The sequence below is a fragment of the Enterobacter sp. Ap-867 genome (assembly GCF_011752855.1).
In the GTDB taxonomy this organism is placed as follows: Bacteria; Pseudomonadota; Gammaproteobacteria; order Enterobacterales; family Enterobacteriaceae; genus Cedecea.
In genome coordinates, this window is the sequence record NZ_VWWS01000001.1 from 1256840 (window position 1) to 1274215 (window position 17376).

19 protein-coding genes are annotated in these 17376 nt (G+C 53.8%); 11 read left to right on the plus strand and 8 right to left on the minus strand.

The features are described from left to right. Positions 1 to 4 precede the first annotated feature (4 nt). The 4 genes from F3J26_RS05900 to F3J26_RS05915 form a co-directional block, all read right to left on the minus strand. On the minus strand, positions 5 to 292 hold the full coding sequence (locus tag F3J26_RS05900; protein ID WP_008461440.1) for a YdgH/BhsA/McbA family protein: 288 nt from the start codon (positions 290 to 292) through the stop codon (positions 5 to 7). Positions 293 to 460: 168 nt separating this feature from the next. Further along, complete coding sequence (locus F3J26_RS05905) at positions 461 to 583, minus strand: DUF2474 domain-containing protein (protein ID WP_008461441.1); 123 nt, start codon at positions 581 to 583, stop codon at positions 461 to 463. After that, the gene (gene cydB / locus F3J26_RS05910) at positions 583 to 1596 is read right to left on the minus strand and encodes a cytochrome d ubiquinol oxidase subunit II (protein WP_166992233.1); all 1014 of its coding nucleotides are present in this window, start codon (positions 1594 to 1596) and stop codon (positions 583 to 585) included. Before cydB ends, F3J26_RS05905 begins: the two co-directional genes overlap by 1 nt. After that, entirely contained in the window at positions 1596 to 2990 is a 1395-nt protein-coding gene (locus F3J26_RS05915; protein ID WP_166992236.1) for a cytochrome ubiquinol oxidase subunit I, read from the minus strand. The genes cydB and F3J26_RS05915 overlap by 1 nt, the downstream gene beginning before the upstream one ends. 672 nt (positions 2991 to 3662) lie before the next feature. On the opposite strand from F3J26_RS05915, the gene F3J26_RS05920 reads away from it, so the two are divergent. Beyond that, positions 3663 to 4118, plus strand: a complete 456-nt coding sequence (locus tag F3J26_RS05920) for an Ssp6 family T6SS pore-forming effector (RefSeq protein WP_353621170.1) — start codon at positions 3663 to 3665, stop codon at positions 4116 to 4118. 529 nt (positions 4119 to 4647) lie between these two features. Continuing rightward, entirely contained in the window at positions 4648 to 5430 is a 783-nt protein-coding gene (locus F3J26_RS05925; RefSeq protein WP_166992241.1) for a chitosanase, read from the plus strand. A gap of 156 nt (positions 5431 to 5586) precedes the next feature. On the opposite strand, the gene F3J26_RS05930 is transcribed toward F3J26_RS05925, so the two are convergent. The 4 genes from F3J26_RS05930 to F3J26_RS05945 all read right to left on the minus strand — a co-directional run bounded on the left by F3J26_RS05930 (position 5587) and on the right by F3J26_RS05945 (position 9060). Next, on the minus strand, positions 5587 to 6060 hold the full coding sequence (locus F3J26_RS05930; RefSeq protein ID WP_166992244.1) for a hypothetical protein: 474 nt from the start codon (positions 6058 to 6060) through the stop codon (positions 5587 to 5589). Positions 6061 to 6493: 433 nt separating this feature from the next. Then, positions 6494 to 7264 carry an inositol monophosphatase family protein gene (locus F3J26_RS05935; RefSeq protein ID WP_166992247.1) on the minus strand — a complete coding sequence of 257 codons (771 nt, stop codon included), beginning with the start codon at positions 7262 to 7264 and terminating at the stop codon, positions 6494 to 6496. 9 nt (positions 7265 to 7273) lie between these two features. Then, positions 7274 to 8281: a LacI family DNA-binding transcriptional regulator gene (locus F3J26_RS05940; protein ID WP_166992250.1), complete on the minus strand. Its 1008-nt coding sequence runs from the start codon at positions 8279 to 8281 to the stop codon at positions 7274 to 7276. 8 nt (positions 8282 to 8289) lie between these two features. Continuing rightward, the gene (locus F3J26_RS05945; protein ID WP_166992253.1) at positions 8290 to 9060 is read right to left on the minus strand and encodes an MBL fold metallo-hydrolase; all 771 of its coding nucleotides are present in this window, start codon (positions 9058 to 9060) and stop codon (positions 8290 to 8292) included. Between the two features lie 161 nt (positions 9061 to 9221). On the opposite strand from F3J26_RS05945, the gene F3J26_RS05950 reads away from it, so the two are divergent. From F3J26_RS05950 to F3J26_RS05990, 9 genes are all read left to right on the plus strand, one after another. Further along, positions 9222 to 10247 (plus strand): ABC transporter ATP-binding protein, encoded by a 1026-nt coding sequence (locus F3J26_RS05950; RefSeq protein ID WP_166992965.1) that lies wholly within the window; start codon positions 9222 to 9224, stop codon positions 10245 to 10247. 27 nt (positions 10248 to 10274) lie between these two features. Further along, positions 10275 to 11414 carry an ABC transporter substrate-binding protein gene (locus tag F3J26_RS05955; protein WP_166992256.1) on the plus strand — a complete coding sequence of 380 codons (1140 nt, stop codon included), beginning with the start codon at positions 10275 to 10277 and terminating at the stop codon, positions 11412 to 11414. A gap of 56 nt (positions 11415 to 11470) precedes the next feature. Then, positions 11471 to 12304, plus strand: coding sequence for an ABC transporter permease (locus F3J26_RS05960; RefSeq protein ID WP_166992259.1), 834 nt, complete (start codon positions 11471 to 11473; stop codon positions 12302 to 12304). Next, a complete protein-coding gene (locus F3J26_RS05965) occupies positions 12301 to 13116 on the plus strand; it encodes an ABC transporter permease (RefSeq protein WP_166992262.1) in 816 nt (271 codons plus the stop codon). Before F3J26_RS05960 ends, F3J26_RS05965 begins: the two co-directional genes overlap by 4 nt. A gap of 104 nt (positions 13117 to 13220) precedes the next feature. Further along, entirely contained in the window at positions 13221 to 13523 is a 303-nt protein-coding gene (locus tag F3J26_RS05970) for a hypothetical protein (protein WP_052045593.1), read from the plus strand. A 182-nt stretch (positions 13524 to 13705) separates the two neighbouring features. Beyond that, positions 13706 to 14581, plus strand: a complete 876-nt coding sequence (locus F3J26_RS05975; RefSeq protein WP_442892178.1) for a carbohydrate ABC transporter permease — start codon at positions 13706 to 13708, stop codon at positions 14579 to 14581. Further along, positions 14571 to 15458 carry a carbohydrate ABC transporter permease gene (locus F3J26_RS05980; RefSeq protein ID WP_166992270.1) on the plus strand — a complete coding sequence of 296 codons (888 nt, stop codon included), beginning with the start codon at positions 14571 to 14573 and terminating at the stop codon, positions 15456 to 15458. Before F3J26_RS05975 ends, F3J26_RS05980 begins: the two co-directional genes overlap by 11 nt. 11 nt (positions 15459 to 15469) lie before the next feature. After that, positions 15470 to 16294, plus strand: a complete 825-nt coding sequence (gene gpdQ / locus F3J26_RS05985; RefSeq protein ID WP_166992968.1) for a glycerophosphodiester phosphodiesterase GpdQ — start codon at positions 15470 to 15472, stop codon at positions 16292 to 16294. 5 nt (positions 16295 to 16299) lie between these two features. Continuing rightward, positions 16300 to 17373 carry an ATP-binding cassette domain-containing protein gene (locus tag F3J26_RS05990; RefSeq protein WP_166992273.1) on the plus strand — a complete coding sequence of 358 codons (1074 nt, stop codon included), beginning with the start codon at positions 16300 to 16302 and terminating at the stop codon, positions 17371 to 17373. Positions 17374 to 17376 lie beyond the last annotated feature (3 nt).

The following is a 17376-nucleotide window of genomic DNA, read 5'->3' on the forward strand; positions in this document are numbered from 1 at the left end:
TTATTTATTTCTTAAAGACTTCGATATTAATATTTTTATGATTAGACTCGTCGCCGGTGGCAGCTATTATCACATAAAAGCAGTCGGCAGGCTTCACGTTGGACGCTTCACACTTTTGATTTACCTCTTTGGATAAATCCTTGTGTCCGACGGTCGGGGTCCCGTCTTGTTCCAGGGAAAGATCGCCAACTTTTGTATAACCAGATGATTCTTCATGAGTAATTTGTTTTGCCGCAAAAACAGGTGATGAAACTAACAGCGTTAAAGCCAGTGCGGGTAGCATATATTTCATCTTTGTCATCCTCTGAATGTTTCATTGAAATGGTTAACTGTTTTTCCTCATTAACGCATTAAAGAATTAGCACAGTTTTAAAGAAAATCAATTTCTTCACCATAGATTCAGAATGAGTTAGCGGGAAGGACTGAACATATTCCTTCCCACGACGCACGGCTCAGCGAATTAAGATTTAAAGCCTGCGGCGGTCATCAGCAGGCGAAATCCCATCCCCACTGCGGCCAGTGCAAATACGCTGACGCTCCATAGAATAACCATCCACATGACACGTTTAGCGGTCTCTTTCATCAATGGTAGCCCTCGCCAGGCTGCACCTTCCCTCGGAATACGTAATAGCTCCAGAAGGTGTAAACCAGGATTATCGGAATAATAAAAAGCGCGCCAACCAGCATAAAGCCCTGGCTTTGCGGTGGCGCAGCGGCCTGCCACAGCGTGATGTCCGGCGGAATGATGTTTGGCCAGATGCTGATGCCCAGCCCGCTAAAGCCCAGAAAAACCAGCCCCAGCGTCAGCACAAACGGTGTGGCGTGCAGGCTGTCGGTTGCCCGCACGCTGCGCCAGAGCCACAGGCTGAAGAGCACGACAAGCAGCGGGACCGGCAGCAGGAACAGCAGATTTGGCAGGGAGAACCAACGCTCGGCAATATTCGTGTGGCGAAGCGGCGTCCAGAGGCTGATCGCCGCTATCACGGCCAAAAGCGCCAGCAGCAATGCTGGGGTCAGGCTCCGCATTCTTCTTTGCAGCGGATCTTCGCTTTTCATCACCAGCCAGGTGGCACCCAGTAAAGCGTAGGCTATGACCAGACCCAGGCCGCAGAACAGGTTGAACGGCGTCAACCAGTCAAGCTGGCTACCGGCAAAATGCCGCCCGCTGACTGAAAAGCCTGAGATAACGGCGCCGACGGCGATACCCTGGCAAAAAGTCGCCAGAATCGATCCTCCCAGGAACGCTTTGTCCCAGAAGGGGCGATGCGCCGGCGTGGCCTTAAAGCGGAACTCGAAGGCGACGCCGCGAAAAATCAGCCCCACCAGCATCAGCGTGAGCGGAATAGTCAGGGCATCGACGATAACCGCATACGCCAGCGGGAAGGCACCAAACAGGGCAGCCCCGCCCAGCACCAGCCAGGTTTCGTTCCCATCCCAGACCGGTGCCACGCTGTTGACCATCACATCGCGGTCATCAGCGTCGCGAATAAACGGAAACAGAATGCCAATCCCCAGATCGAAACCGTCCATCACGATATACATCAGGGTGGAGAAGACGATGATCACAAACCAAATAACAGATAAATCGATGCCCATTAGCGCGTCTCCTCGAGTGATTCAGCGACCGCGGACAGCGGGCGGGATGGGGTGCCTTGTGCCGGATGGTCGTCGAACGGCTGCGGGCCTTTTTTGATGAGCCGAATCATGTAGCCGTAGCCGACGCCAAACACCGACATGTACACCACAAAGAAAGCGGCCAGGCTGAGGCTCATTTGCAGCGTACCGTGGGCAGACACGGCATCTTTGGTGCGCAGCAGGCCATAAACGACCCAGGGCTGGCGGCCAACCTCCGTCGTAATCCACCCGGCGAGAATGGCAATCAGCCCCGAGGGCCCCATCCACAGCGTAAAGTGCAGGAACGGGCGGCTCTCAAACAACCGGTCGCGGTAGCGAAGCCACAGGCTGGCGACGCCGAGCAGGATCATCAGCATGCCTAAGCCCGCCATCACGCGGAACGACCAAAAGACAATCGGCGAGTTAGGGCGGTCCTCTTTCGGGAACTCTTTCAGGGCAGGCACCTGTTTTTCCAGACTGTGGGTGAGGATCAGGCTGCCGAGCGCCGGGATTTCCAGGCCAAAGCGAGTGCGCTCCTGGTCCATATCCGGCAGTCCGAACAGCAGCAGCGGCGTCGGCTCGCCGGGACGGTTTTCCCAGTGTCCCTCAATGGCGGCGATTTTAGCCGGTTGATGCTGGAGCGTATTCAGGCCGTGCATGTCGCCGATCATTGCCTGAAGGGGGGCGACAATCACCGCCATCCACAGGGCCATTGAAAACATGGTGCGAATGGCTGGCGCGTTATTGCCGCGCAGCAGGTGCCAGGCGGCGGAGGCCCCAACAAAGAAGGCGCTGCTGAGGAACGCCGCCACGGACATATGCAGCAGGCGATAAGGGAATGACGGGTTAAAGACCACCGCCAGCCAGTCCACCGGGACGACCTGTCCGTTTTGGATCTCAAAGCCCTGAGGGGTTTGCATCCAGCTGTTTGAGGCGAGGATCCAGAAAGTGGAAATGATTGTCCCGAGCGCTACCATGCAGGTGGCGAAGAAGTGCAGACCCGGGCCAACGCGGTTCCAGCCGAACAGCATCACGCCCAGAAAACCGGCTTCAAGGAAGAAAGCGGTCAGCACTTCGTAGGTCAGCAGCGGGCCGGTGATGCTGCCGGCAAACTGCGAGAACCCGCTCCAGTTGGTGCCGAACTGGTAGGCCATGACCAGCCCGGAGACCACGCCCATGCCAAAGTTGACGGCAAAAATCTTCGACCAGAAGTGGTACAGCGAGCGGTAAACCGGGTTTTTAGACTTAAGCCAGAGCCCCTCAAGTACCGCGAGGTAGCTGGCAAGCCCGATGGTGATGGCCGGGAAAATAATGTGGAAGGAGACAGTGAAAGCAAACTGGATCCTCGCCAGGTGAAAAGCGTCTAAACCGAACATGCAGAACTCCGCATAGAAAATTATTCGGCTCGATTGTAGGCCGCGCCACGTCTGGGTTGTATGAACAGAGCGACTGCAAAAATGGATAACAGTTTCTAGCCCTCAATAACGCTTCCCCAAAACTCCTCCAAAACCATTCCCCAAAACTGGATAAAAATCAGACTGCAATATACGTCCAGCCAAAGAGCGCTGCTCATGAAACGAAACTTAATGAAAGAGGTATCGCTAGTTTATTCCCTTTCTTGCCCTGCGTTATATGCAAATAACTATCCCAAATATCCTTGAGCTGGGTTGATAACCGCGATACTGATGGAAAACACCGCGCTGCGGGGGAAGAACTGCTGAGGAGGATACGATCTAAAAATCAAAGCAATTAACTTATATAAAATCATTCAGTACAGAGTACTGTTGAAACTAAATCTTTGTCACAGGCTAGTTATGAATTGTGAGTAGGTTATGGTGGAAGAGAAATTTGCGTTAGGGAGAATGGTTCGGTAGTATTATGGTGAATGTGCTAAGCATTTCTCAGGTATATGGGAAACAGAAAGATAGAGGGATCTATGGGTACTTACATCGATGTTGCACGACGAATAGCTAAAATAATCATCTCACCAGATTCAGTCAGTGGTTTTTTTCACGGTGTCATGTCAATACCCCAAGACTTGGGGTATCTTGCAAAACTCAAACTTCATAAAAACGGTTGAAAATGTTCTGGGTGTATTTAATAAATATATACCGCAAGAAAAACAAAACAGTTTATACAGTAAGACACTTTTTTCAGTCACGGGTAGAGCTGTAGGAAATACTGTTGTTTCGGGCAGAATAGCCCAAGTTATTGCTCAGCGGGCCAGCTTCACTGTGGGGGTTAGAGGAAGTGCTTTGGGCAATGTTCTGCTTTCAGGTGGTATGATAGAAAGAAGCATCTACACATCTTTCAGGCTGCAAACATATGCACCTGAGGTATATAATAGCCTGAGGAGGTATGATTATGATTTGCTCTATTTTTTTCTGGAGCCTGCATTGCAACCTTTTCTGGAAGCCATCCATATAAGACACACTTTCGGACAATCGGCATTTAATAAAATCATTGATGAACTAGATAATGAACTTCAAAAAAAACGAATCTGAAAATAGTGCTAAAAATAAGTTGATAAGAATCTTAATACATTACTCTGGTGCGCTTTGGGGGGGGGTTATATTCTGGCTTTCTATATATTTTTTCTTTCATTTCGAAACATGGCTGGAGAGAGGAGTGTCAATTGGGATGGTTTTAGTAGTGACTTATTTGATTTCAAAGATAATTCCTGAGAAATGGCGATAATTATCCTGAGATTGAAAGTCCTGAGTTAGATGTTCAAGGGGACTCGGAACTATGTCCCTAAAGCTTATCAGTCCTGCCTTTTGCAGTCAGGGCAACCTGCTTCCTCCTTATGTTCAGCGGCATAAGGAGTCTTCTTATGGCTGTTGCGGAGATCAATATCTACTGCGATTTTAAAAATATCTTGCGGCTCTTAATGCTGTTGGTGTAAGTACACCCGTTTTAGTTCCACGCCCGGGATGTAGAAACAGAGGGGCAAGAAAAAGGGATAACAGTTTGACTGAGAACTAATTCGAAACTGTCCAGTCTATATCGCGAATGCTCTTTTAGGGGAACAAGATGCTGTCATCGAAGTTTGGCGTATTTTTACTGATTGGACTCTGCCTGGCATCCCAGGCTTTTGCCCTGGATCTTTTGTCCCCCGCCAAAAGAGAGATCGCCATGCAGCTGGTGTCCAGCGCGGAAAACTCCTCGCTGGACTGGCGAAAACAGTATGCCTATATAGAAGATATCGACGACGATCGCGGCTATACCGCTGGTCTGATCGGTTTTACTTCCGCCAATGGTGATATGCTCGACGTTGTGGAGCGCTACACGTCAAAGCGGGCGGCCAACCCGCTTGCGAAGTATCTGCCAGCCTTAAAAAGGCTCGCGGAAGAAGAAAGCAGCGCCCATACCGGACTTGATCCTGATTTTGTTGATGCCTGGAAACGGGCGGCAAAAGATCCCGCATTTCGGGCGGCGCAGGATGAAATTCTGACGGAGCAGTATCTGGAGCCCGCCGTCGAGCAAGCGAAAGAAGACGGGCTGAGCACGCTCGGGCAGTTTATCTACTATGATGCGCTGGTGATGCATGGGCCGGGTAACCAGCGAGAGGCGTTTGGGGGCATACGCGTGGCGGCAAGTAATGTTGCCCAAACACCCGCACAGGGTGGTAGCGAGCAGGCCTGGTTGAACGCGTTTTTAGATGCCCGGGTGACGATTATGCTGGAGGAACAAGCCAATGAGGATACCTCGCGAGTTGAGCTTGAACAGCGCCGTTTTCTCAGGGAAGGGAATTATAGCCTGTCGCTCCCGCTGCGCTGGGGGACCAATGACGAAGACTTTGTGATTGGCCGCTAAGGGGAAGAACATTGACTCACATTAAGAGGCTGAGTATCGAAATATTCAACCTGTAATTTTTTAAAAATGGTTAGCACAAGCAATGCCAGTATCTTTAGAAATGCCAGATACTCACCTTCTCGCCTATTGATAAAGTATGTGGCATTTCTGTGATTTTTATCTCAATGCACGACGGGTGGGAAGTATCATATGCTCACAAGTAAAATATAACACTTTGTGAATCCCATCGATCATAACGTTTTTTCTTTTAGGTTGGAAACATTTCATCTTATTTTCATACCCCCCAAAAGTTCCTGCCGGTGAGTACTGTGTAGTATACGCTCTCACTGGTTTTTCGAGATGTGAAGCTAATACATTCGCAACTGAAAATATCCCGCCAAAGCCACCTGCGCAACAATATAATCGGATTTCATTAATCATCACCCAGTTAATATCATGTTGAATCGTACTTTTCTCTATTGATTTTTTAATCTTATTGGCGAGAGTTAAACCTGACATATGATTAGCATTGAATATCATGCCATGCATAGTAATTTCCAACGCTCTATCAATCCTATTATAAGTGAGGTTTCCTTCAGTTCCTAAGAAAGATGCTTCAATAATAACATCAGCAGTTAAATGCTTTTTCATTTATATCATCCTTTGTTGTTTCACTAAACTATAAAATCGCTTCTCATATATCAGTGCTATTACCCGAGCACCCCAGTTGAGATAAACTCCATTACCCGAAAATACAAGAAATGTACCCACGTCGGAAAAACTAAGAGGGGCGTAATCGGTATCACTGATAACAAATTTTCCATGTAAAGCCACAAATGATCCATGTTCATATTTTGGGAATGGATAGGGTATATGCTGTTTATCACTCTTTCTATTTTTTTTTGTTTTTTTAAGTCAATAAAAAATGATTTGACGCAATTTTTGTTTTCATCGGATGGTTAATTATTGATGGGGTTTATAGATTGAGTGTAATAAATATTATTAAATAATAACTGTCGGTATCATTTGAAATAAAACAATCAGGTCGCCACCGGAATTAAAGTGGCGACTATTAAATCCTTAATTAATCGACGGCCCCTTCCAGCAGCGCCATTAACCTTTCCTGCACGCTGGTGCAGCCGGCCAGTACCAAATTACCGTTCAACAGGCCTCCGTTGGCGAGAAACGCAGTGCTGCTGCCGCCCGCCTCGGTGATCAGCAGCAGCCCGGCCAGCGCGTCCCAGCTGTTCATATGCTCCTCGTAGTAGGCGTGAACCTGGCCCGCGGCAACGTGCGCCAGCATCAGCGCGCCTGCGCCAAAACGCCGGTACTCCATGCCGTCGTTCAGAACATCTTCTATAGTGCGCGCATAAAGTGGAACCGGCGCGCGGCTGGAACGGCCCAGGCCGATGACCACGCCTTCCGGGGATGGATCGTGAAGCTTGAGCGATTTACCGTTCAGGAATGCGCCCGCGCCGTGGCGGGCAAAAAAGAACTCATCTCGGTCGGGAGCATAGATAATTCCCAGCTCAATCACGTTCTGCCTGACGTAAGCGAGGGAGACGCACCAATAGTCCATGCCAAGAATAAAGTTAGTGGTGCCATCAACCGGATCGAGCACCCAGACGCCGCGTTCGCCTTCCTCCAGGCCGCTTTCTTCCCCCAGAAAGCCGTCCTGCGGGCAATGCGTCCGCAGCCAGCTTTTAATCTCTTGCTCAACCAGAATGTCCGCCTGTGAGACGAAATCCTGGCGACCTTTTTTTTCCACGCTTAAGCCTGCATCGCGCAGCGCCTGGGCGCGGGCGCCGGCTTCGCGGATTAACGTGCATAACGCCTGTAGCTGTTGTTCGGTCATGTTTTGCTCTTAAGTAAGGGAGATTGACGTGTGTCGATGAATCAGGTTGACCTTCACCCAACTGGTGCGTGAAGGCTGTGCAGGCGTTCGGGCGCGCTCCAGCAAGTGAGCCAGCGCCAGCTGGGAGATTTCCGCCACATCCTGGTTGAGGGTGGTGAGTCGGTAGCTGTACTGCGCCGTTTGTGGCGTGTTGTCGAAGCCGATCAGCTGAAAATCCTGTGGCGCATATTTGCCGCGCTGGCGCATCCCGTCGAGAAAGCCACATGCCAGCTGAGCGTTGGCGCAGAAAATACCCTCCGGGATCTGTTCCACAGCCGCTGCGGCCTGCCAGCCGCCTTCATAGCCTTCTTCTGCACAAAGCAGCGACACAAGGTTTTGCTCAACGTCTACGCCACGTTCTTTAAGGGCCTGGTGGAATGCCTCGCCGCGCATTCTGCCAGCCCAGGTAGAAGAGTGATTGTTGAGCCAGCCAAAATGTTTGCACCCGCTGTTGACCAGCTGTTCGGCGGCCAGCACCGCCCCGGCGGCGTTATCCGAACAGACGTAATCCACGCCGGGAATGTCGGGCTGGCGGTTGATGCCAACCACCGGAATATGCTGCTGCACGCACTCGTTCACCAGCGCTTCGGGAGGCTTGCCGGAGGTGACGATGACGCCGGAGACGCGAAACTGAGTGAAGTGGCGCAGCGTTTCCGCCAGCTCCTGCTCAGAGCGGATCTCTGTCACCAGAGCCTGAAAGCCGTTGCGCTGAATTTCGCCTAGAAGGCCGTCAAGCAGGCTGCTGCGAAACGGATCGTTGATGCGCGACACGATGACGCCAATCAGATGGCTGCGGCGGCGGTTAAGGCCCTGAGCAAGAAAATTGACCTGATAACCAAGCTCTTCGGCTACCTGCAGCACGCGTTCCCGTGTGGCAGGGGAAATACTGCCGTTGTTGCTCAGCGCCCTGGAAACCACGGCGCGCGAAACGCCCGCCCGGCGGGCCACATCTTCGGCGGTCACGCTTTGTTTATGCATCGACGAACTCAAGGCAAATAATCCTCAGTGTAAAACCGCTGCTGATGGAAGTCGTACTGCAGCCCGTCCTGGCTGACGAACAGCCCGGCGTGGGGGCGGCAGGCCAGCTTTAGCGCGGGCAAAATGGCATCGTTACAGTGGTACAACCCCAGCGACGGCAGCCCCAGAGAAGTAAAAAGCTTCAGGCAACCGGGGAAGTCGCCGTGGGAGGCGTCCTCCGCCAGTTCAGACAGCGAGGCGCACTCCTGAAACGCCAGGTCCACACCGGCCATCAGCGCGATGGAAGCTTCGGTGGGCCGCCCGTCGCCGCTATAGAACAAAGCATATTTCCGGATATCCACGCGCAGCGCCAGGTTGGCCATTTCGTGGCGGGTTGGGGCGGTGCGAATCCGCCAATGATGCCAGTGAAAATCAGCTTCGCTGTCGCGCCATTCGATGGGGAAGCAGAGCGAAGGTTCTGGCCAGTTGGCGAGCGAGGCCAGCTGCATCAACACCTCGCGCTGTGCCGGCTGGCTGTAGATCACCAGCGGCTTTTGGCGGGCAAAACTCTTCCAGTGATTGAGCAGCGCCGTTAACCCGGTGCAGTGGTCGGGATGCACGTGGGTGAAAAACAGCACGTCGATGTCGTTGATGCCGCCGCCGCGCTGCCACAGCGCACGAGGAATGGTGGGGCCGCAGTCGATAAGCCATTGCCGGTTTTCGTCATCAACAATCCGCAGCGCGGAAGTATTTTGCCAGCGGGAGAAAGCGCTGCCGCAGCCAAGCACGTCGATTTTCATTGCCCCTCGCTAAAAATTTATCGCGGTTAATTAAAGTGTCACAAAGACACGCCACAGTAGGCTCACATCATCTCTGAGCGGCATTTCATTTTTTTTACAGCGAAATGAACACGTGTTCATTCAGAGCAAAAAAGACGTAAACAAACATGTCGGATACCGTTATGAGCTACCTGGAAATGGCGCACCTGCAAATTAGTTACGGCGAAAAGGTGGTGCTAAAAGAAATTAATCTTGCCGTGAAGAAAGGCGAGATGATTGCATTGCTGGGCCCGTCCGGCTGCGGGAAAACAACGTTATTGAACGCGTTGTGTGGGTTTATTCCTGTTAAGCAGGGCCACATTGTTGTGGCCGGGAATAATATTACCCAAAGCCCGCCGGAGCAGCGAAATATCACCATGGTATTTCAAAGCTATGCGCTGTGGCCGCATTTAACGGTGGAACAAAATATTGGTTATGGCCTGAAGCTACGCAAGTGGCGGCGGGACGCGATTCAGGCCAGAGTGCTTGAGGTATTACAGATGGTGAATCTGACCGGCCTTGCCGGGGCTAAAATTACCGAACTTTCCGGCGGGCAGCGGCAGCGCGTGGCCCTGGCGCGCGCGCTGGCCATTGAGCCAGACGTACTGGTGCTGGATGAGCCGCTGTCGAATCTGGATGCCAAAGTCCGGCTGAACGTGCGCCACGAAATCAAGCAACTGCAGAAAAAGCTGGGTTTCACTTCGGTGATCGTCACCCACGACCAGCAGGAAGCGCTGGTGATGGCCGACCGTATTGTGGTGCTGAATAATGGCCAAATCGAGCAAATCGGCACCCCGGAAGAGATTTATCAAAAGCCCGCCACGCCCTTTGTGGCTGATTTTATGGGAGCCGATAACCGTATTACGGCGGAAGAAATAAATACCCTGGGCCTGGCCTCGCTAAATAATAGCGGTGACCAGGAAATTTATTTCAGAAGCTCGGATGCCGCGCTTTCATCATTAAATAAATCTTTCCCGGAGGGGGGATTAACGCTTGAAGGGGTGGTTGAGCAAAATGCTTTTATTGGCCACAACTATCGTTACGCCATTCGCTATCGGCAGCGTCTTTTCCATGCCGACTCCGTTGATAATTTGCCGTTGAATACAAAAGTCAGGCTGCATGTGCCTGAGTCAGCCCTGCATATTTTTAGTTCGTCCCACACAGTTTGAACCAGTCTATTTTTCTGAGGGGTAATTATGTTTACTAAAACCAGACTTGCCGCCGTCACGGCGCTGTTTTTAAGTTATGGCGTACAGGCGGAAACCGTTTTAAACGTGGCCACCGCCGGTGACCAGAATATGGTGGATTACGTCAAAACCTGGCTGGGGCCAAAGTTTGAGGCCGCGCATCCGGGGGTGAAAGTGCGCGTGGTCGGCACCGGACCGGGGGACGCAGGCTCGAATAAAATCATCGAAAAACTGAGCGCTCAGCAGCAGAGCGGGGCCAAAACCTGGGATATCGACGTGGCGGTGGTTCACCAGAAAGCGGGCGGCGAACTGGTGGAAAAAGGGCTGCTGGAAAAATACCGGCAGCACATCAAAACGGGCGACATGGTCTCCGCGGATAACGCGAAAAATGCGCTGGGCGTGAACGTGGACGGCTATGTGATGCCGATGTTCCTGAGCCAGACGGCTATCGCCTGGAACAGTGAAACCATGACAGCGCCACCGACCTCTTATGACGAGCTGGTTGAGTGGGCGGCGAAACACCCGCAGGCGTTCGGCTACAACGGCATTAAAAACGGCATGTCCGGCGTCAGTTTTGTCGTTGGCTGGATCTACGCCTACGGCACCGACGCCCAGCGTTTATCCGCCTTGCCTTACGATAAGAGCGTAGAGAAAAACTGGTCGCAGGCTTTTGAGAAGCTGAAAGCGTTTAATAAGAACGTGACCTTTACGCCGGGCAACGCCGGTACGCTGGATATGCTGACCCGCGGGGAAATCGCCATGGGACCGGTCTGGGTGGATATGTTCTACACCTGGAAAGATCAGGGCAAGCTGCCGCCGTCCATCAAGCTCGCTTTGCTTTCACCGGGCATGCCGGGGCAGCCGATGTACTACGTCACGCCGGCCAAAGCGGCACAGCCTGAACTGGCGCGCGAGTTCATTGCGCTGGCAACCAGCCCGGAAGTGCAGGCCGACGGGATCGTGAAGCAGTTCAACTGGTATCCGGGCATTGACGCTAAGTACGTCAAACCGAAGCTGGATGACGCAACCTGGAGCAAACTGTTTGCCGAGATTTCCCCGAAAGCGCTCGCCGATTACGGCAAAAGCTTCCCGATAGCGCCTTACTTTGACGACATCAAAGAAGGGTACGAAAGCCAGGTGTCTAACTAATCCTTTCCCGGCGCCCGGTTCAGGTCGGGCGCCACGCTCAAGTCCAAAGGTTTGCTATGCGCGTTTCGTTAAACTATCTGCTGCTGGTGAGCCCCGCCGCGCTGATGATTGTGGTGCTGTTTCTGTACCCGCTGGGATTTTCTCTGGTGGCCGCCTTTACTTCTGATGCCGGGGCGCTGACGTTACAGCACTTTGCCAAAGTCCTGGCGCTGTACTCCAACGATATCCTGTTCACGGTGTTTATCGTGCTGGTGTCGGTTGCGCTGCTGGCCGCGTTATCGATAACGATCTCGGCGGTGATCGCGCTTTCTGCCTGCCGTCCTGTTGTTCGGCTACTGGGCATGCTTTACCGCCTGCCGCTGTTTATTCCGTTCATCGTTGCCGCGCAGATGATGCGCACGTTTCTGGCCAAAAACGGCCTGATGAATAACCTGCTGGTCGCCAGCGATCTGGTACAGCCGCTGGACACGATCTCCTGGCTCGGCTGGAAAGGGATCATCATTACCTTTGTCTGGAAGCAGCTGGCGTTTGCCACCTTACTTATCTGTGGGGCGATGGCGGCGCTGGAGCCCTCGCAGGTTCTGGCTGCCAGAAACCTGGGGGCTTCGCGAGTTCGCATTCTGTTCGACATTATTTTACCGCAGGTGTTACCGGCTATTGGCGTCGCGCTGGTGCTTTCCACGGTGACCATGATGTCCGTGCTGTCCGTGCCGCTGATGATTGGCACCGGAACGCCAACGATGCTGACCGTCGACATGGCATTCCGCGTTAACTCCTACAGCGATTATGCGGTGGCTAACGCGCTGGGCGTGATCTCCCTGCTGATTTGCGGGGCGCTGTCCTGGTTTTATCTGCGCCACAGCCTGCGCCAGAAAGGAGGGGAAGCATGAGCCTGATAAAAGGCCGATTCGGCCTGCCGCTGCAGGTACTGCTGCTGGCCTTTATGCTGTTTGCGATGTTCGGCCCGTTGCTGAACCTGCTGATCTGGACGGTGGCGGAAAGCTGGTTTTATCCGCATACCTTGCCGAGCCAGTGGGGATTAAAGTACTGGTATCAGGTGTTTAGCCCGTACAGCGATGTGTCCGGCTCGCTGCTGACCAGCGTGTTTATTGCCGTGCTGTCGGTGCTGGTTTGCCTGCTGATTTCCGTTCCCGCCGGCTACGCGCTTTCCCGGCGCGCGATGCCGTTCCGGGTGGTGTTTATGTTGCTGTTTTTGATCCCTCAGGCGTTTCCAAACCTGACGGTGTATATGAACATCGCGCGGCTTTTCTATCAGTGGGGGCTGAACGGCACGGTAGCTGGCGTGGTGCTGGTGCACAGCGTACATGGCCTGATGTATTCAGTCTGGATTTGCGTAGCCGCGTTTTCGGCTGTTGACCCGCTGCAGGCGCGGGCGTCCCGTAATTTAGGGGCAGGGCCACTGTTTACCTTCTGGCACATTGTGCTGCCTCAAACTTTACCGGGGATCATGGCCGCCGGGATTTTCGTGTTCCTGGAATCGCTGGATGAGTTTACCGGCACCTTTTTCGTCGGCGCGCCGGATATCACCACGCTGCCGCTGCTGCTTTACAACGCCAGCATGTCCGGGAATTACCAGGTATCGTCGATTACCGCGCTGATTTTGCTGGTACCGTCGCTGCTGTTTATGCTGGTCATCCATAAGTTTATGCGGCCTGAGATGTTGTCGAAGCTGGGCAAGTGATACAGGGCATTGGCTACAATACAGATAATTCCGGGCGGATAATGTTTTAGATTATCCGCCTGAAGGGAGTGAAAGCCCGTTATCCGTTTGTTTTCGAGGTGTCCATGAAGAAGCGATATGCTCTCGCCGCAATTCCGGTTTTACTGACGACCTTTAGCAGCCTGGCTTCCTCGGAAGCGGCCTGGCAGCAGTTGGACAAAGACGTGCAAAAAAGCTGTCTCGCCATCAGCGCCCTGCAGGAGAAAAAGATAGAAGGGAAGCGCACTGACTTCAGCGACGAGGTCGGTTACTCGGCGGTGGTGATTTCAGGCAACTACAAATTTAAGAACAGCCAGCCGGTGCCTGGCAAAGAACTGTGTCTTTATAACCGCAAAACGAAAAAGGCCAGTCTGGAACAGATGCAGTAGCATTTTTGCACGGTTAAAGAATATATCCCTGCAAAGACAATCTCTTTGAACGACAGGCAGTTATCCCTCAGCCGGGGCGCTGCCTGTTTTATCTGGCGCAAAACTGCCATTTCCCCGTCACGTTTCTGCCATAAACCCCTCCCATACTGACTGACTTCTGACCCCTGACAGGTTTGCAGACAATGGCAAAACGTCCCTGGCTTCCGTGGCTGATCCTCACGCCATCTTTGATCTTTTTACTGCTCTTTACCTGGTTCCCGCTGATCCGCTCGGTGTACGACAGCCTGTTTGATACGCGTCTGGCGGGCGAGGCCGGCGCGTATGTGGGCGCAGGTAACTATGTTCGCCTTTTTGCTGACGCGGTTTTCTGGAAATCGCTGATGAATAATCTGTTCTATATCGTGCTGACCGTGATCCCCGGCGTGGCGCTCGCGCTGCTGCTGGCGGTTGCGCTGTGGGAAAATCATCGCGTTAACCGCTGGCTGCGGACGGCATTTTTCTTCCCGATGATCATTCCCATGGTCAGCGCTGCGGCGCTGTGGCTGTTCATTTTTATGCCGGGCATGGGGATGCTGGATTACTACCTGGCGAAGCTGTTCGGGCCGATGAATAACAACTGGCTCGGCCGCAGCAACAGCGCGCTGTACGCCCTGGCGCTGATTGGTGTCTGGAAGTTCGCGGGCTATTACATGCTGTTCTTCCTCGCCGGCTTACAAAGCCTGCCAGCCTCGGCGCGTGAAGCGGCGATCATGGAAGGGGCAACCTCCACGCAGGTATTTTTCAAAGTCACTTTACCGCTGCTTCGCCCGACGCTGAGCTTTGTGGTAACCACGGCGCTTATCTACTCGATTACGCAGATTGACCACGTGGCGGTGATGACGCGCGGCGGGCCGGATAACGCCACCACCGTGCTGCTGTACTACATCCAGAGTCTCGCCTGGGACACCCATGATTTAGGCAAAGCTTCTGCCGCCACCTTCCTGACGCTGGCCGGACTGTTTGTCTTCTCGTTCGTTAACCTCAAACTGCTGGAAAGGGGCGCCCACCATGAGCGTTGAGTTTTCTGGGTCCGTTGTCAACGCGCGTAGCGTACCGCAGCCGCTGTGGTTGCGCCTGCGAAAATCAAAGGGCGTGACGCTCACCGTGCTGATGTGCTGCCTGGCGCTGCTGTGGGTTAGTCCGTTTATCTGGATGCTTTCATCGGCTTTTAGCGCCAGCACCTTCGGGGAAGGCATGGCCTCAATATTGCCGCGTTTTCCGCTCACGCTGGATAACTTCCGTGATGCGTGGCAGAGCGCCGACTGGCTCAGTTTGTACGCCAATACCCTGATTTTCAGCTTCGGTACTTTCTTCGTGCAGCTCATCACCATCACCACCGCCGGGTACGTTTTTGCCTGCCATGAGTTTCGCGGCAAGCAAATGCTGTTCCTGCTGTTTCTGGTGCAGCTGATGATCATGCCCGTCGTGATGATGGTGCCGAACATGATGACGCTCAAAGCGCTGGGCCTGCTCAATACGCTGACCGGCGTGATGATGCCGTATTTCACCTCCGCGTTCGGCGTGTTCCTGATGCGTCAGTCGTTTCTCGCCATCCCGAAAGAGCTGGAGGAGGCCGCGCTGATGGAGGGCTGCCGCTGGTGGCAGGTGCTTTACCGCGTGCTGCTGCCGATGTGCTGGCCGTCGGTGCTGGCTTTCGCCACCGTGAGTATTACCTACCACTGGAACGAGTACCTGTGGCCGCTAATGATGCTCAACGACCCGGACAAGCAGGTGCTAACGGTCGGGCTCGTTTCGTTTGCTATGGGCGCCGAATCCGGCGGCCAGTGGGGCACCATCAGCGCCGGGACCATTATGGTTTGCCTGCCGCTGATGCTCGCCTTTATCGCCTTCCAGAAGCAGTTTCTGCGAAGTTTTGGTTTTTCAGGTATCAAGTAAGGAGTTGAGTGATGTTATTGGCCCATATTTCCGACACCCATTTCCGCAGTCAGAACCAGAAACTGTACGGCTTTATCGACATCAACGCGGGCAATGCCGACGTGGCCTCGCAGCTGAACGCGCTGCGTGACCGCCCGGATGCGGTCATCGTCAGCGGGGATATCGTCAACTGCGGGCGCCCTTCAGAGTACGAGGTTGCGCGCCAGGTGCTCGGCACCATCAAGTCGCCGCTTTATTTGATCCCCGGCAACCACGACGATAAATCGCATTTTCTGGAATACCTGCGCCCGCTTTGCCCGCCGTTGGGGGATGACCCGGAAAACATCCGCTATGCGGTGGACGACTTCGCTACCCGTCTGCTGTTTATCGACTCCAGCCTCGCCGGGCACTCTAAAGGCTGGCTGACCGACAATACCGTGTCCTGGCTTGAAGCGCAGTTAATCGCGAGCGGCGACAAGCCCACGGCGGTCTTTATGCACCATCCGCCGCTGCCGCTGGGCAACGCGCAAATGGACAAAATCGCCTGCGAAAACGGGCACCTGCTGCTTGATTTGGTCGCCCGTTTCCCGGCGCTGGTGCGTATTTTCTGCGGCCACAACCACAGCCTGACGATGACCCAATACCGCCAGGCAACGATAGCGACGATTCCCGGCACGGTTCACCAGGTTCCGTATCACTTTGAGGACAGCCGCCCGTATTACGATCTGTCGCCGCCGTCTTGCCTGATGCACCGCCAGGTGGGCGACCAGTGGGTCAGCTATCAGCATTCTCTGGCGCATTATGCTGGCCCGTGGCTGTATGACGCGGCGATCAGTTGCCCGACGGATGAGTATTAATCGCTATGTTAAGACTGAATCAGGTAAGCAAGCAGTTTGAAGGCAAAGCGGCGCTCAACGCGCTGTCGCTCAGCATCGACGAAGGCGAGTTTGTGGTGCTGGTCGGGCCGTCCGGCTGCGGTAAAAGTACGCTGTTGCGGATGCTGGCGGGGCTGGAAGAGGTTAGCGGCGGCGAGATTTGGCTCGGCGGCGAGAACATTACTGCGATGTCGCCGCGTGAGCGCAACTTCGCGATGATCTTCCAGAACTATGCGCTGTTTCCGCACCTGACGGTACGGGACAACATCACCTTTGGCATGAAGATCCGTAAAGAAGATAAAGCCAGCTGGCAGCCGCGCCTCGAGCAGGTGGCCACGATGCTGCAGCTGGGTGAAATGCTCGACCGTAAACCGGCCAAACTGTCCGGCGGGCAGCGCCAGCGTGTGGCAATGGCGAGAGCCATTGTGCGCAATCCGCGTCTGTTCCTGATGGATGAACCGCTCTCTAACCTGGATGCCCGCCTCCGCACCGAGGTGCGCGACAGCATCATGGCGCTGCATCATCAGCTTAAAACCACCACCATCTACGTCACCCACGATCAGACGGAAGCCATGTCGATGGCGGATCGCATAGTGGTGATGAACGGCGGCGTGGTGCAGCAGGTGGGCGAGCCGGAGCATCTTTATGCCCATCCAGCCAACCTGTTTGTTGCTGGTTTTATTGGTTCCCCGGCCATGAATTTGGTTTCTCTGCCTTGTGAAAAGGGCCGCGTTTTGCCTGCCACGCTGAATTTGCCTCTGCCGCCTGCTGCGGAAAAAGCGCAAAGCGTCTGGTTCGGGATCCGCCCCGAGCACCTCACCGACAGGCCAGAAAACGGGCACCTGACGCTAACGGCGACGGTGCTGCAACGAGAACTGATGGGCGCAGATTATCTGCTCCATGTCAGTACCCCCCTGGGAACGTTACGCTACACCCGTCGCCACCGCGGCGAGGTACCAGAAAAAGGCGATACGCTTACCCTCGGTTTTTCTTCATCGGATATACACCTTTTCCACACAGACCTTCACCACAACTTACACCAGGAGATTGACCATGTTTAACCC